Annotated in this window: 16 protein-coding genes and 2 riboswitches; of the genes, 10 read left to right on the top strand and 6 right to left on the bottom strand. The window is 44.4% G+C overall.

Annotated elements, in window-relative coordinates; all coding sequences use genetic code 11:
• Positions 1-38 precede the first annotated feature (38 nt).
• The 3 genes from argS to MHB64_RS00575 all read right to left on the bottom strand — a co-directional run bounded on the left by argS (position 39) and on the right by MHB64_RS00575 (position 3,674).
• On the bottom strand, positions 39-1,724 hold the full coding sequence (gene argS, locus MHB64_RS00585; RefSeq protein ID WP_076121339.1) for an arginine--tRNA ligase: 1,686 nt from the start codon (positions 1,722-1,724) through the stop codon (positions 39-41).
• Positions 1,721-2,164 carry a DUF1934 domain-containing protein gene (locus MHB64_RS00580; RefSeq protein ID WP_094873252.1) on the bottom strand — a complete coding sequence of 148 codons (444 nt, stop codon included), beginning with the start codon at positions 2,162-2,164 and terminating at the stop codon, positions 1,721-1,723. Before MHB64_RS00580 ends, argS begins: the two co-directional genes overlap by 4 nt.
• A gap of 325 nt (positions 2,165-2,489) precedes the next feature.
• Positions 2,490-3,674, bottom strand: a complete 1,185-nt coding sequence (locus MHB64_RS00575) for a WD40/YVTN/BNR-like repeat-containing protein (RefSeq protein WP_341133480.1) — start codon at positions 3,672-3,674, stop codon at positions 2,490-2,492.
• A gap of 211 nt (positions 3,675-3,885) precedes the next feature.
• On the opposite strand from MHB64_RS00575, the gene MHB64_RS00570 reads away from it, so the two are divergent.
• Both MHB64_RS00570 and MHB64_RS00565 read left to right on the top strand, forming a co-directional pair.
• A complete protein-coding gene (locus MHB64_RS00570) occupies positions 3,886-5,946 on the top strand; it encodes a transglycosylase domain-containing protein (protein ID WP_341133479.1) in 2,061 nt (686 codons plus the stop codon).
• Positions 5,947-6,149: 203 nt separating this feature from the next.
• Positions 6,150-6,623, top strand: coding sequence for an AbrB/MazE/SpoVT family DNA-binding domain-containing protein (locus MHB64_RS00565; RefSeq protein ID WP_094873257.1), 474 nt, complete (start codon positions 6,150-6,152; stop codon positions 6,621-6,623).
• A 101-nt stretch (positions 6,624-6,724) separates the two neighbouring features.
• Here the strand turns inward: MHB64_RS00565 and MHB64_RS00560 are convergent, their stop codons facing one another.
• A complete protein-coding gene (locus MHB64_RS00560) occupies positions 6,725-7,231 on the bottom strand; it encodes a YwhD family protein (protein WP_094873258.1) in 507 nt (168 codons plus the stop codon).
• A 103-nt stretch (positions 7,232-7,334) separates the two neighbouring features.
• On the opposite strand from MHB64_RS00560, the gene MHB64_RS00555 reads away from it, so the two are divergent.
• From MHB64_RS00555 to MHB64_RS00530, 6 genes are all read left to right on the top strand, one after another.
• Entirely contained in the window at positions 7,335-9,341 is a 2,007-nt protein-coding gene (locus MHB64_RS00555) for a M1 family metallopeptidase (protein ID WP_341133478.1), read from the top strand.
• A gap of 11 nt (positions 9,342-9,352) precedes the next feature.
• Entirely contained in the window at positions 9,353-10,183 is an 831-nt protein-coding gene (locus tag MHB64_RS00550; RefSeq protein ID WP_143812435.1) for a hypothetical protein, read from the top strand.
• Between the two features lie 213 nt (positions 10,184-10,396).
• Positions 10,397-10,534: riboswitch (cyclic di-AMP (ydaO/yuaA leader) on the top strand.
• A gap of 53 nt (positions 10,535-10,587) precedes the next feature.
• The gene (locus MHB64_RS00545; protein WP_042131746.1) at positions 10,588-11,016 is read left to right on the top strand and encodes a C40 family peptidase; all 429 of its coding nucleotides are present in this window, start codon (positions 10,588-10,590) and stop codon (positions 11,014-11,016) included.
• A gap of 359 nt (positions 11,017-11,375) precedes the next feature.
• A riboswitch (cyclic di-AMP (ydaO/yuaA leader) is annotated at positions 11,376-11,517 on the top strand.
• A 5-nt stretch (positions 11,518-11,522) separates the two neighbouring features.
• On the top strand, positions 11,523-12,014 hold the full coding sequence (locus MHB64_RS00540) for a C40 family peptidase (protein WP_094873263.1): 492 nt from the start codon (positions 11,523-11,525) through the stop codon (positions 12,012-12,014).
• A 202-nt stretch (positions 12,015-12,216) separates the two neighbouring features.
• Entirely contained in the window at positions 12,217-12,702 is a 486-nt protein-coding gene (locus MHB64_RS00535) for a GNAT family N-acetyltransferase (RefSeq protein ID WP_094873265.1), read from the top strand.
• A gap of 127 nt (positions 12,703-12,829) precedes the next feature.
• Positions 12,830-13,186, top strand: a complete 357-nt coding sequence (locus MHB64_RS00530) for a c-type cytochrome (RefSeq protein ID WP_094873267.1) — start codon at positions 12,830-12,832, stop codon at positions 13,184-13,186.
• Between the two features lie 82 nt (positions 13,187-13,268).
• Here MHB64_RS00530 and MHB64_RS00525 read toward each other — a convergent pair whose 3' ends face one another.
• A complete protein-coding gene (locus MHB64_RS00525) occupies positions 13,269-13,556 on the bottom strand; it encodes a 4a-hydroxytetrahydrobiopterin dehydratase (RefSeq protein WP_042123209.1) in 288 nt (95 codons plus the stop codon).
• Positions 13,557-13,784: 228 nt separating this feature from the next.
• Positions 13,785-14,078 carry a hypothetical protein gene (locus MHB64_RS00520; RefSeq protein WP_042131745.1) on the bottom strand — a complete coding sequence of 98 codons (294 nt, stop codon included), beginning with the start codon at positions 14,076-14,078 and terminating at the stop codon, positions 13,785-13,787.
• 206 nt (positions 14,079-14,284) lie between these two features.
• Here MHB64_RS00520 and motA point away from each other — a divergent pair, with 206 nt between their 5' ends.
• Positions 14,285-15,088 carry a flagellar motor stator protein MotA gene (gene motA, locus MHB64_RS00515; RefSeq protein ID WP_094873268.1) on the top strand — a complete coding sequence of 268 codons (804 nt, stop codon included), beginning with the start codon at positions 14,285-14,287 and terminating at the stop codon, positions 15,086-15,088.
• Positions 15,072-15,890, top strand: coding sequence for a flagellar motor protein MotB (gene motB, locus MHB64_RS00510; RefSeq protein ID WP_094873270.1), 819 nt, complete (start codon positions 15,072-15,074; stop codon positions 15,888-15,890). The genes motA and motB overlap by 17 nt, the downstream gene beginning before the upstream one ends.
• The last annotated feature ends 36 nt before the right edge of the window (positions 15,891-15,926 follow it).

Below are 15,926 nucleotides of genomic sequence, written 5' to 3'. Positions count from 1 at the left end.
GGAACCGGAAGGCGGATTTTTTGTCGTTTGATGTTGAATTACATGCGGTCCGGTGCAGAAACACCGACAAGACGCAGGACATTAGCAATCGTGGTACGCGCAGCACCAAGCAGTGCGAGACGTGCCACGGTTTGAGCGGCATCCTCAGTGATTACACGTTCAGCTTTGTAATAACTGTGGAACATCGCAGCCAGCTCATATACATAACGGATGAGGCGATGTGGAGCATAACCTTCAGCGGCAACAGCAATTTCTGCTGGTAGCTCACCAATTTTGCGCAGCAGATCATATTCATGCACTGCTGTCAGCTTGGAGAAGTCAATCTCAGCGTAATCAGGAATGGAGATCCCTTGCTCCTCTGCCTGACGGAAGATGCTGCAGATACGCGCATGCGCATATTGAACGTAGAATACAGGGTTCTCATTAGAAGTAGAGATCGCCAAGTCCATATCGAAATCGAGATGGGAATCCATGCTACGCATGGTGAAGAAATAACGAATCGCATCGATTCCTACTTCCTCCATCAAATCTTCCATCGTGACCGCTTTGCCGGTACGTTTCGACATTTTAACCTTTTCACCATTCTGGAACAGGCTGACCATCTGAGCAATCAGAACCACTAGCTTCTCAGGATCATTGCCAAGTGCTGACATCGCCGCTTTCATCCGCGGAATATAGCCATGATGATCCGCACCCCAAATGTTAATCATTTTATCGTAACCGCGGCCATACTTATCGCTGTGATAAGCAATGTCCGGTGTAAGGTAGGTGTATGTGCCATCGTTCTTAATCAGAACGCGGTCTTTATCATCGCCATACTTAGTCGTTTGCAGCCAGGTTGCCCCATCCTGCTCATAAACTTCTCCACGATCACGAAGCTCGTCCAGTGAGCGCAACACTTCTCCGTTCTCGTACAGCGAAGTCTCACTGAACCAGATATCGAAGTTTACGCGGAATAGTCCTAGATCACGTTTAATTTTATCGAGCTCTTTATTCAGTCCATAAGTCCGGAAAAAAGCTGCGCGGTCACTTGGGCTCATTTCGAGTAGTGTATCACCCTTTTCAGCCACAAGCTCTTTAGCAAATCCCTTAATGTCCTCGCCATGGTAACCGTCTTCAGGCATTTCTGCTTCTTGACCCAGCTCCTGCAGGTAACGAGTTTCAATGGATTTGCACAGGTTGACCACTTGGTTACCGGCATCATTAATATAATATTCCCGTGTCACCTGATAGCCTGCATAATCGAGTACGTTGCAAAGCGCATCGCCGACAGCAGCACCACGTGCATGTCCTAAATGAAGGCTGCCCGTTGGATTGGCGCTGACGAATTCCATTTCAACCTTCTGACCTTGACCGATGTTAATACGGCCATAATCATCCCCCTGCTCGGCAACAAGGCTGATAATTGGGTACAAATAATTCTTGGACAACGTAAAGTTAATAAAGCCTGGTCCGGCAATCTCAGCTTTTTCAATAGAAGCGCTGCTAGTATCCAAATGTTCTATAATTGCCTCGGCAATCTGGCGCGGGTTACGTTTTGCGATTTTGGTCAGCTGCATAGCAGCGTTCGTAGCCAAATCACCGTGTGCCTTATCTCTTGGTACTTCCAGTACGATATCCGGAACCTCTTCCGGTGCAACAATTCCTGCATTCACAATTGCATCGGCAATGGCTTCTTTTACCCGTTCATTCACTAGCTCCAACGGATTCTTTCTCTGTGTCATAATTTCGGTTCCTCCTGTATATGCAAACTAATAGCAAACTTTCCTGACAATTCCTCGTATACGTACAAATCATATTCCCATGAAACCTTTAGGGAGCGCCCTTCGCGCACCACGTCCAGCTTGTTCGTTTCTGTTGAAAGATTAAACTGTGTATATGGCGAACGATAGAATCCCGGCAAACGCCGTCCGGATTGAAAGCTCTGTTCCGACTGTATCCCACCGTGGCGGATTAGTTTTAGCTGATTGCCTGCAATCTTTATGGTTGTACGAACAGAAATTTCCTCTCCTCGAGGGCCTTGCTCTAACTCTTCATATTGAATATATAGATGCGGTCCTTTGGATACTACCTCTCCATTCGCTTTCATAACATTCCGCTGACCATCTTGAAGGCTCACGAGCGTAATAGAGACATCATATTTGTTAGACTGTAGTTCGGGCATCACACGTTCCTCCATTCTGCAAGCCTCTGCATTCTGCATAAGAAAAACGCCTGTCGTAAAACTTAAACATTTTTATATTCATTCAAAGGCCTATTCGCTTTCCCATTGTACACTATATCCAGTCCAAAGAAGCATTTCAATCTCAGAATCCATTAGTTCTAGCTTAGCTCATAAAATTTTACCATATCAATGGATAAAAGCACACTTGGAACATGTAGTAAAACTGTACACAAGTGCAACCAACTTCATAATCACAAAAAAACGGCTCCCTTAGGAACCGTTTAGAAAACTAAAAGCTATGCTCACTACTTTTACTAAACACGGATTACAAGGACAAAATTTTCAACGAAAATCTAAGTTGCCAAGAAGCGCCGCCATCTTTAGTTACATATAATGATGAATAATCGCGTTCGCGAACGGCTAGCCAGCCTTCTTTATTACTAGTGAACGAGATTACCCCTTCATACCCAGCAATCGCCGGAAGATTAGCCCACTGCTTGCCACCGTTATATGTGCGTCCTACCGCTACTTTCTCTGCTGCGTCGGAATAACCCACCAAGAAGGTTGTATTGTTCCCTATCAGCTCCATATTTCCCGGTCTGCCAGCCGCAGGCCCTTTATTCACTACAGCTTTTCCACTACCCGGAGCAGGCCCCCCGCCAGCAGTTTCCTGTGCGATCACTCTATTCCAGCTTTTCCCCTTATTCGTACTTGTATATAGGGAATATGAGGTTTGACTCATTCCTGAGCCGCCAAAAAGAACCACATCAACTTGATCTCCCTTTGCAGTGATTTGCCCATACTCTGGATCGGTAAAGGCTACCTTTAAAGATTGACTCCAAGTTTTCCCACCATCTGTGGTCTTCATTACCCGGTAGCCGGTTGCCGGCATTGTTACAACGGCCCAGCCGGTATTACGATCACTGAAATAAGCACCGCGTGTATTAGATGGGGTTGAAATCTTACTCCAGCTAAGTCCCCCGTCCTTGGTGTAATACGTTGATGCCCTGTTATACCCGAAACCAATCCTACTGTCGATAAAATCGATTCTTTCAAAGCTAACTGGTTTATTCGAAAGTCTTTTCCATTCTGAGCCGCCATTAGAGGTGCTGATTAAATATCGGGCTTGACCGTCTTCTACAGAAGCAAGGGCAAAACCATGCACGTTATCGGGAAAATCAATCTGTTTAAAGCTCCATTGGCCTTCATAAATTTCTTGAAAATTGCAGCCTCCATTAGAAGTGCCAATCATAAATCCATTGCCTGCTGCCCGTCCGATATCTCCATTCAAAAACTGAACATCAGAAAAGGTAAGCGGTGTGGATACGTCTCCTGAGTGCTTGTTTTGCAGAGACTGTAGTAGCCCATGATCTCCAGTGCCGCAGGCCGCAGGCGTGGCCGATGCCGCAGCATGTACAGAAGAAGCTGATGCACCCCACCCTGAAACCATTATTAGCGTCGCCGAAAGGGCGGTTATTGTCGTTCTGTGAATCTTTCTCGTCCAGTTCATAGTGACACCTCCTAATGTATATATACCCTTGCTTTCAATCTCTACTCTTTTATACCTCCTGAAGCACGCATGATCCACCATTGAATAGTCACAAAATGGAAACAGTTTGTCATCTCCTATTTAAATCTCCTCTTTAACAGATCACCTAGTTATACAATGAATATCCTTCCAGTTCCTTTCCCATAATACAAAGAGAAGGGAGTCTGGTACCATGTCACGTGAATCAACGAGTCCACCCAAACGAAAAAGCCGCTTCCGCCGTTTATTCCGGCTGCTGGTAGCCATGATTATATTGTTTCTACTGACTACGGGAGCTCTGCTCGGTTACCTATATCAAAAAGATCTCCCCCCCATTGGTGACGATGTGCGCTCCAAGCTACTCGACTCCAGGGGCAATATTCTTGCCACCTTTACCTCAGACGGGCGTAGCCGTGAACCGGTCAAATTAAGTCAAATTTCTCCCCTGCTCATTGAAGCCACATTAGCCGTCGAGGACCGTAAGTTTTACGAGCATTCCGGATTTGATATGAAGGGAATGGCTCGGGCCGTGCTCGTCAATCTGGAAGAGGGAAACCGAACGCAAGGGGCTAGCACGCTAACTCAGCAGCTCGCGAGAAATCTTTATCTATCCCACGAGAAGACATGGACGCGCAAAGCTAAAGAAGCCTTGTATACGATGCAGCTCGAGATGAAATACAGCAAAGATGAAATCTTGAACATGTATTTAAATAACATCTACTATGGTCATGGTGCCTATGGCATTGAAGCAGCCTCTCAAATGTATTTTGGTAAATCTGCAGCGGATTTAGACTTGGCTGAGAGTACCATGCTAGCTGGAATCCCAAAAGGACCAACCAATTATTCGCCTTACAATCATTTAGACAACGCTAAAAAACGCCAAAAAATTATTTTGACTGTCATGACCAATTTAGGAGAAATCACACAAGAAGAAGCAGGAAAGGCTGTTCAGGAGAACTTGAACTTAAAACCACAAGGCCAGAAGGATACCACTGTGGTTGCACCTTATTTCAGAGATTATATCCGCAATCTGGCCACAGAATCTCTTCACATCAGCAGTGATGAGTTGGAACAAGGGGGGCTAAATGTGTACACTACCCTTGACCCTGACATGCAGCATGCCGCAGAACAAGCAGTCGACAAAGAGATGGATCAAAAGAGTGATCTGGAGACTGCTCTTGTTTCCATTGATCCTCGCACTGGTTACATTAAAGCTATGGTCGGCGGGAAAAATTATCGTACCAACCAATACAATCATGCTCTAGCCACCACACGTCAGCCTGGCTCATCCTTTAAGCCGATCATGTATTTAGCAGCACTCTCTTCTAAAGAGATGACTGGTCTTTCCGTTTTCAAAAGCCAGCCAACGATGTTCCATTATGATAACAATCGCAAAACCTACCAGCCTCGGAACTTCGGGGATAAGTATCTGGGCGAAATCAATATGCGACAAGCCATTGCAGCATCCGACAATATCTATGCTGTGAATACGATCATGAAGATCGGCGCGGATAAGGTGAGCGAGATGGCAGCCAAGATGGGCATTGACAGTCCGCTTCAAAGCGTGCCGTCACTGGCACTCGGTACCTCACCGATCAGTCCGCTAGAAATGGCTGCGGCATTCGCTGTTATTGGAAACAGTGGTCAAAAAATGCCAACCACAGCCATTCTAAAAATAACGGATTCTAATGGAATGGTGCTGTATGAAGCACCACAGCCAAAGGGTGAAGCCATTGTAGAGCCTTCTGCCGCCTATGTATTGACCCGTTTAATGGAGGGGGTATTTGAGACAGGGGGGACAGGAAATCGCGTTGCTTCTATAATCAAACGTCCGGTAGCCGGCAAGACTGGAACTACGGATACAGACGGCTGGATGGTAGGCTTCACCCCCGAGCTATCCACTGCAGTTTGGGTTGGATATGATAAGGGGCGCGATATCACAACTACCGACGGTCGACGGGCAGCTCCAATTTTTGCGGAGTTTACTGAAAAAGCGTTGGAAAATATCCCGCCTAAGATTTTTCCCATTCCAGATGGCGTAGTCAGTGTATACATCAATCCGCAGTCCGGTAAGCTAGCTACAGCAGCCTGTCCCGAAAAAGAACTGGAGACTTTCATTAGCGGAACTGAGCCCACCGAATACTGTGATCAACACGGCAAAGGGCCTGCTGAAGATGATGTACAAAGCAAAGTAGATCCTGCTGAAGAAAGTCGTTCCCTGTGGAACAATATTAAACGCTGGTGGTTGAATTAACCTCTTCATTCATTGAAGAGGTTTTTCTTTTTTTATTACTTATTTATTGTAGAATCCATAGGATGGCCAAACTCGATTTTCACTTCTCCCGCAAAGGATGTAACCGCTTCATTAATTATATTCACCCCATTCTCTTAACTCACAATTACTGCTATAATAGTTAGTAGCAACCAAAATATAAAGATGTAAATGAGGGACATGGGATGAAGGATACAGGCATGATCCGGAGTTTAGACAGTCTTGGGAGAATTGTGGTTCCCGCAGAAATCCGTATGACTCGTAATATCGACATTGGTGATCCTATCGAATTTTTTATACTAAACGATAACACCATCATACTCAGGAAGTACACCTCGACAGAATGTACGTTTTGCAGAAGCCACGACCATGTCACCTACTATAAAGAGCAATTTATTTGCAGTAGCTGTCTAAAAGAAATTGCCGACCCTGAACGCATGTCTCAAGTGCCTGAGACACGCCAAGATTTTGCAAGCGAAGTGTCAGAGCACAGCAGCACGATCCGGAAGACGAAGACAGAGGATATGTGCCAACGCCTGGAGCGGGCCATAGAAGAACATCCATATGCCAATCAGAAAGAGCTTGCTGAAATTCTTGGGATCAGTCAAGCCAGAGTAAGTCAACTCAAACGCAAACTTAGTACGGCAGGCAAATCGTAAACTAATTCATTGTGTTCAATTCAAAAAAGCTTCGACTCTCCTATTTCAGGATGTCGAAGCCTTTTTTCTGTATCAGGTAACCTTGACCGGGTAATTCGTTCCTACTCAGTCAGTGCAGCCTTAAGCTCATCAGAGGACGCAGTCCACCATGTCTCATTATGAGAGATCAAGAGGGATTTTAGGGCGTTTTTTTCAACTGCGCCAAGTCCTCCCACATCGATTTTGCGTTTTAGAGCAGCATCCAACTTATTGACATGCTCGGCGAGAATTTTCCAACCGCGACGCGCTTCCGTATCGATCCACATTTCGCAGGCCGTTATTCCACCATAAAATTGACTATCCTGTGTACGATCCACGGCTACCCATACCACCCAAACCTGTCTACCATTAGGTACATCTTCACGGTTCATGGAGAATTTAATTCCCTTTTCAACCTTACTCTTGGCATGCATGGCACCAATATCAATGACTGCTTCACCGCCATCAATAATGACAGGTGATACGTTATTGAGCTCTATAGAGCCTGCTCCAAAGCCTTTATGTTTACTTTTGGCATTCACAATATTTAAGGCAATCTGTTTCTTGCCCTCCGGTTGTATGTTGTCCACGAGTGCACACCCTTCCTCTTACGAATAATTTAATTTTAGCTAATAATGCGGCGATTGCAAACATATACATCCCGTAGATGCTTGTCACGGGAGGAATCACACTATGAAGTCACTGTCATTAAGGTACATCATCATCTTTGCGACCCTGGCCACCCTCGTGCTTTTAGGAGGCATATGGGTCAATTCGGGGGATAACTCTACATCTTCTGTTACTAGCTTTGTTTCAAAAGAGGCCAAGTCCTCAAGCGGCACAGCTCCTGCAGCTGCACCACAGCAGACACTGCCTGATAGCGCCCCCGTTCCAGCAGAAGAGGCATTAAGTCAACGAGTTGTCGAGTATCACATCGATGTTCAGCTTGTTCCTGATACAGAAACCTTAATTGCTTCTGAGACGGTAACCTGGACACACCCCGGTGTAAAACCGGTAAGTGATCTATATTTTCATATGTATCCTAATGCTTTTTCTTCACCAGATACTACCTTTATGAAGGAGTCCGGAGGAACGCTCCGAAGTGACACCATGCCAGAGAACGGCTTCGGAAATATGACTTTAACCGATTTGCGCACAACAGAAGGAACTTCTCTAATGCAAAGAGTGCAATTTGTACAGCCCGATGATGGTAACGTCAACGATAAGACACTCCTAAAGGTACATCTCCCAAAGCCGGTTAATGGTGGAGAAAGTGTCACGCTTAAACTCCGGTACGAGGTCCAGCTCCCCAAAATATTTGCCCGTATGGGCGCATCAGGCAATTTCGTGATGGCTGGGCAATGGTTCCCTAAACTTAGTGTATACGAGCCTATGGGCACACGTGGGGTTAAGGAGGAAGGCTGGGATTTGCATCAGTATCACGGCACCTCTGAGTTTTACAGCGATTTTGGCATCTTTAATGTAACGATTGCGGTTCCTTCCGACTACACGGTAGCTGCGACCGGATTTCCTGTGAAGAGTGCCAAGCTAAAGCAAGATCAAAAAATATATCAGTTCTACGCTGACGATGTCCATGACTTTGCGTGGGCGGCATCCCCTGATTTTACAGTAGCCGAAGAAGCCTTCTCTACGCCAGAAGTGCCTGGTGTACGGATTAAGGTGTATCTCGATCCATTACACAAAGACTTAAAGGAACGATACCTTCAGGCCGCTAAGGCTGCTCTGACCTACTTCAGCAAATGGTATGGTCCTTATCCCTACTCGACGCTATCTATTGTCGTTCCGCCTAAGGAGGGCAATGGAGCTGGAGGAATGGAGTATCCAACACTCGTTACAGCGTTTGGAGCGACAGACTCTTCTCCTGACACCTCACTTGAAAGAACCGTCGTTCATGAGATTGGCCATCAATACTTCTACGGTATGGTTGCCAGCAATGAATTCGAGGAGGCTTGGTTAGACGAAAGCTTTACTTCTTATGCTGAAGACAGACTCATGGAGCAAGAATATGGCATCAAAACGAATCTCCCTCTTCAGTCCAGCCTGGTGACCAAATCAGAGCCGCTAAATTTAGAGACATGGAAATACGCCGGGGCAGAATCCTATAGCCGGAATGTGTATATTCGCGGAAAGCTAGTACTCAAGGATATTGAACGCCAAGTAGGCACTAAAGCAATGAACAGCATCATGTCCACTTACGCACGTAAATTCCGTTTCCAGCACCCCACTACATCTGATTTTCAAAAAGTCGTTGAGAAGATAACCAAAAAATCATGGCAGCCTTATTTCGAAGATTATATTTATGGTGGTGGTGCTCCTGATTTCTCAGTAGATACGATTACGATTAAAAAGAATGGCAACAGCGATGCTCAGAGCTATGAATCCATAGTAAAGATTACAAACAAAGGGAGCCATTATGTTGACGTTCCCATTAAATTCACATTCGACGATGGCTCTGCGACAGAGCGGGTCTGGAGCGGTGAAGGGGCAGAGACTACATTCCAATTGTTAAGCGATAAGCTTCTCCTCTCTGCTGAGGTTGATCCTGAGCATACCGTTCTTTTAGAAAGCAAACATCTGAACAACTTCAGACTGGCGGAAATAGAGCCCAAAACACTCTCCCGCTGGACATTAAGTGTAACTAAACTAGTTGAAACCGTGCTCGGAACTCTTGTCTGGTGAGGTGAATGATTGTGAGAACATCGATAACCCGCGGCTGGCAAAGCATGAAGGAGCAATTTTATATTCTGATTCTGCTCTTCATCTACCGACTGCTCTGGGGCTACTTTATGTACGGCTTCATCCGGTCTGCTATCGTTCCTATTCTGCTGCGCTATCCAGATAAAGACGCTGGAGGCAGCGGAATGGGCAGACTACTCTATTATGTCGAAGGACAGTTCAGCTTGAACACAGATCCTGCGATACGTACTTGGTTATGGATGTTCCTAGGACTTGTTGTCTTTCGACTTCTGCTCTCCCCCTTCATAAGGTCAGGATTACTGCATGAACTCCATCAGGAGCGAAAAGGAGAGCGTGGCCTGTTCTTTTTTCCCGGTATGAAGCTCTATGGATTTCCTGTGTTTATCTTCAGTCTAATCGAATGGGTGCTCGCACTACTTCCGTTATACTGGCTCGCTCCAAAAATGTACGGGCTATTCTTGTCCTCCTTTCTGAACTACTCTTTGTTACTTCATCTAATTCCATACGTATTGGCATGGCTTATATACATCTTTATCGTACGCCTGTTCCTTCTATATATGCAGTTTGGTTATACCAGCGGCACGGGGATGTTCTCCTCCCTATTCATTTGCTTGAAGTCGCTGATTCCAGCAATAGGCATTTCAATCCTACTTGGTGCAGCAGGTCTGGTCCTTTTGCTAATATGCGGACTAACGGGTCTCTTCTGCCCTGGCCTACCGGCGCTGATTATCCGTCAAATCTCACCCCTGCCTTCTACACTCTTCAAAATGTGGGGAATCTCAGCACAATATCATCTATGGCACAGTAAAGCATTCCCACAATAATTCAAGGTCTTACAGCACATAATATAAGAGTCCCGGTTCCTTAATCTGGAGCCGGGACTCTTTCGCGTTATAGAAAATTATGTCGATTTGCAAAATCATAAAGACTTTGTTACAATAAGTCCTGTTCCATTGGTAACAAGTTTGTAATCATTTGAAACGATTTCTACATAACTTCATGTATTTATCGTAGTTTTGTCGATAAGTCACTATCTGGTGCATAAAACGCCGAATTCCTGGCACCAGGAAGTGGGGGAACCATATTTTGGGTGAATTGATCTCGCTTTGCAGGGATCATAGGGAAACTTCTACCGAATCCTTAAGCTAACCTCACAGGCATTGGAAGGGGTACAATTTTTTTGAAGAATTTAAGAAAAGCATGCGTCGCTGCGGCGCTAGGACTTGTGATGGCGTTCTCTATTGGTGGAGGAAGTGCCTTTGCAGATTCTAAGATGGACAGTGTTATTTCAAAGACAATTGGAGTTGCCTATAAAACCGGAGGCACTAGCACTGCCGGGTTTGACTGTTCTGGATTTACTACGTATGTATTCAAGAAGGTGGGTCTTTCTTTGCCCCGTACTTCAAAAGCTCAATATAATGTTGGAACTCCTGTAGCCAAAAGCAAGTTGCGTTCAGGTGACCTAGTTTTCTTTAACACATTGGGCAACGGCGTATCCCATGTCGGCATTTATGTTGGAAACGGAAAATTCGCACAATCATCATCTTCATATGGCGTAACCATCACTTCACTTAGCCAGTCCTACTGGGCCAATCGCTACGTTGGTGCTAAAAGAGTAATGAGTACTTCCTCATATCAAGCTGTAGCCTACGATTAATACTTCGCCACAACTAAACCACACAATTACATTATATAGGACCTGGGTTTGATTATTGACTTAATCGAATCCAGGTTTTCTTTTGCCTCATTATATTCTTTACACCTCTAGAACAGACTTTAAACACTTTTATTTGATAAAAATTTCAATAAATATAAAAATTAGTTTAATATTATCGCTTACATATGCATTTTTTCTTTAAAAAAACGAATTTTTCTGCATGATTATGTTAAAAACGATTGCCAAGCGGCACTCTGTTTGTTACAATAACTGCAGTAAGATTTTAGTAACATTTTTGTAATCATTAAGTTGTTATTTACAAAGGTTTTGTCATGTATTGATTACAAGCTATTCCTAATCAACAGTATCAGCCGAGTTTCCTGACTATTAGGAAAACGGGGGAACCAACTTTGGGTGAATTGACCTCCATTTTTAGAGGGGTCATAGGGGACCTTCAACCGAACCCTTAAGCTAACCTCGTAGGCATCCGGAAGGGGTATAAACTTTTGAAGAAGAAGCTAGCAGCAGCAGTACTTAGCTTTTCCATTATTTTCACCATTGGAGCAGGAAGCGCTTTCGCGGATTCCAAAATGGATAAAGTGATCGACAAGACCATCGGAACTAAGTACGTATCCGGCGGCATCTCCACAAATGGATTTGATTGCTCCGGATTTACAATGTATGTATTTGATAAAATTGGTATTAACCTACCACACCAATCAGGTTCCCAGTTTCAAATGGGTACTGCTATCTCCCAAGATGATTTAAGATCTGGAGATCTTGTATTCTTCAATACAAGTGGCAAGGGTGTCTCCCATGTCGGTATTTATGTCGGTGAAGGCAAGTTTGCACACGCATCTTCCTCACGCGGTGTAACGATTAGCTCCCTGAGTGATAGCTACTACGTGAAACGCTACATCGGTGCTAAACGCATTATGAGCACGGATGCTTATCATTCTGTTGCTTCTGAGACAGAAGATAATGATGATGTTCAATAAGTAAATCGTACATAGGCTCTTTTCCAAGATGTTGATTCTTGGGGAAGAGCTTGTTTTTTGTCTTATTTAGTATTTACCCCTCTCAGAATTTGTAAAACAATAATTTCATAAATTTCTGAGTCGACCAAGCCTATTTTTGTATATAATTAGTATACTTTCTTATATTTTAAAGTAACCCCCGTGAAAGGAGGTCCTTAACCTTATGATAAATTCCTCTGTTACTTTTCATGTAGCGCCTATGGAGACCAGTCACGCGGAAGAGATTTGCAACTGGGATTACACTGCCCCTTATAATATTTACGGCTGGATGCCATGGGAGCAAATGCAGGCTCTTGGAATCGAGTTCGGTGACCCTCAGCTACGTAATGAGCAATATGTCTCCATATTAAATGGGCAAGGGATTTTGTGTGGATTCGCGCAATTGTTTCCAATGGAAGGTGTTGTTCGCTTGGGGATTGGCATGCGCCCTGATCTATGCGGCCAAGGTCTAGGCAAAACATTCATGGATGCAATCGTGCAAGCAGCCTTAATTCGTTATCCTGAGCGTGAGATTGATCTAGAGGTATTGACCTGGAACCAGCGGGCGATCCGAACTTACCAAAAGTGTGGATTTACGATTACCGATACGTATGAGCGCCTAACCCCCACAGGAAACAAACCTTTTTATTGCATGGTCTATGACAAATAATATTAAATTCCATATTTTTCAATGATTTGATGGCATTGTCGTTCATTTTTTTGTCACAAACCCTATGATAACGCTTCACCTTGAGCTATAATGTAGGGAGCAGCTTACATAGAAGGGACGAACTGGGATGCAGAAATGGATCATGAGCGGTTTGTTTTTTGCCGCCTGTGCCTTTGCGGTAGTACTTATGTTTACACTTCCAGGTAAAGAAGAGGTAGCTGAACAGAATAAGCCGACGATGCCGGAAGTCCAATTGGATGCGGCAAAGGCGGAAGCAACCGTGAAAGCCAGCTGTATTACCTGTCACGGCGATCAGCTTCAAGGTGGAGTTGGACCCAGTCTTCAAAATGAAGGCGGTCAACATGATGCTGAAGCAATCTACAGTATTGTAACTAAAGGACGCGGTCAAATGCCTTCCTTTAAAGAAAAGCTAGCCCCTGAGGAGATTGCAAACGTCGCCCTCTGGCTCGCAGAGAAAAAGTAACTACCAAAGCAACTAAAAACGCCCGTGCCTGAAGATAGTTCACTATCTGCGCACGGGCGTTTATTTATGAGTTTGGGTGACACTAACGATTTTTCTCAAAGGCTTCATTAAATTCATGTGCCTCTCGAATATCTAGAGCTGTAATACCGTCTTCCTCATTTGATTTCAGCCGTAAAGTCACTGTCTTATAATCAATTGTAATATGTGGATGGTGATCAAAGGCTTCTGAAATGGTGGCTACTTCATCAACGAAAGCAATACCCTTCATATATTGACTGAACATATATTTTCGCACCATGGTATTCTCTTCCAGCTTCCAACCTTCCAGCTTGCTGATCTGCTCACGCAGTTCTTCTTCCGTAAATAACAATTCATTTCCTCCCTTACTAAAAATTGCAGTAAAATCCGCAGGTCCCATTACTCGTCTTATTCGTTAAACAAAACATCCCTTAGCTTCTGAGGTCCAAGGGATGTGCCAGGATAAAGGCAATATTTTCGATTAAATGTATTCAAGAATCCCAGCGATTATAACTCGGCTACACCAATTTTAACACGGGCTACTAACTACGGGCAAATTACGCCCCGTCGCCCCCTCTTCTTAAATCAAAACAACAGAGGCTAAATCCTCTTCTCCGACTAAAATATTAATGCGGTGCGTGTCCTTATCATAGATGATAACGCCGCTCCCCACCTCAATCATAGGTTCATTACCCAGCGCGAAGAAAAGATCCTCAGCCAGTGCCTCCCATACCTCCATCTTGGATTCCTGCGGCAATTCTTGCCACTCTTCCGGATCCATTTCAAAAAATAAGTACCCATCGGAAATTCTGCCGACAGCCTCAGTCAAATCCGTTAGGATTTCACCGTAATCTCTACCATGCTTTACACCCACATGTATCACTCCGTTTTCTCCACAGATGAATAATTACTTACCTTATCCATTATAGCCGAAAAAATGACTTCACAAAAAACGGAATGATGTCGATAAATAAGAATATACGTTATTCGGTTTCGCACAGAGTGCCTTGCCGCTGTTTCAAGGATGATATACGCGGCTTTGTCGGAACACATCTTATAATCTCATGGACGAGGTGCATAATGGAAATTTCAACAATACTTGGTTTAATTTTTGGTCTAGTTGCAGTTATTTGGGGTATGATCCTCAAGCACGCTCCTCTTCACGCTTTAGCCACACCTGCTGCTTACGTTATTATCTTAGTGGGTACGGCAGCTTCCATCTTTATGGCCTTTCCGTTCTCAGAGGTCAAGAAGATTCCAAGTCTGTTTAAAATGATTTTTGTCAAAAAGAAATTAATCAGTAAACCCGAATTAATTACTATGTTCATGGAGTGGGCTTCTATTACACGGCGTGAAGGTCTGCTGGCTCTTGAGTCGAAAGTCGATGAAATAGAAGATAACTTCCTCAGAAATGGCATGCGGATGATTATTGATGGAAATGATCAGGATTTTGTCCGCGATGTTCTCATGGAGGACATCCACGCCACAGAGGATAGACATAAAGCAGGCGCACTCATTTTCTCACAAGCAGGTATGTATGCTCCTACACTTGGCGTACTCGGGGCCGTTATCGGACTTATCGCCGCTCTGGCTGATATGAGTGATATGAATAAATTGGCTGCAGCAATCGGGGCTGCCTTCATCGCAACACTACTCGGTATCTTTACAGGTTACGTATTATGGCATCCTATTGCCAATAAGCTAAAACGACTTTCCAAACGTGAAATTGAAGTTCGAATGATGATGGTCGAAGGTCTTTTGTCCATACAATCCGGTGTATCCACTATTGCCATCAATCAGAAGCTTGCTGTCTTCCTAACACCTTCGGAACGAGCTAAGTTAAATGCTGAGAAGGAGAGTGGATCGGGTGAGCAAAAAGACTAGACGACACGAAGAGCATGAAGAACACGCCGATGAATCGTGGCTACTGCCTTATTCTGATCTTATGACCCTTCTGGTAGCCTTGTTCATCGTAATGTATTCTATGAGTGCAACGGATGCCAAAAAATTCGAAGAGATGAGTCAAGCCTTCAGTTCCGCTCTTAATGGCGGTACAGGTATTCTTGAAGAGCGGGCGGCAATGCCATCTAAGACTCAAGAGGATTTAGGAAAAAATGATCAAATGGATAAATCAGTAGCCAAGAAAACCGAACAAACAGAAATGGCTAAGCTGCGGCAAAAGGAACAAGAGGATTTAGAGAAGCTTAAAAAGCAGTTTGATCAATATATCAGCAAGAACGGTCTAACCGATCTTCTCAGTACTAAGCTCAATCAGTCTCAGCTTATGATTACGATAAGCGATAACGCGTTGTTCGCTTCCGGACAGGCTGTAGTTAAAGATGATTCTCGGCAATTAGCAAAGTCCATCTCAACTATGCTGCAGCAATTCCCGGATTATGATGTTGTCGTGCAAGGGCATACTGATAATATCCCTATCTCTAATAGCGACTATTCTTCCAACTGGGACCTGAGCGCCGATCGCGCCCTTCAGTTCATGAAGATCTTGCTAACAAATACGAACCTGAATCCACGGAAATTCAGTGCGATTGGATACGGAGAATACCACCCGATTTCTGAAAATACTACAGCTGTTGGAAGAAGTAAGAACCGCCGGGTTGAAGTATCCATTATTCGTAAATATCAAGAAACCAAAGAGTTCTCAGGTATAGCTCCTACTGATGAATAATGGTTGCCTTAACACAAAGCATAAAGAGCTGCCCCA

The sequence above is a fragment of the Paenibacillus sp. FSL K6-2859 genome (assembly GCF_038008265.1).
Taxonomy (GTDB): Bacteria; Bacillota; Bacilli; order Paenibacillales; family Paenibacillaceae; genus Paenibacillus_AQ; species Paenibacillus_AQ nitricinens.
Note: the sequence above shows the minus strand (reverse complement) of the source record. Positions and strands in the feature narration are given on the sequence as shown.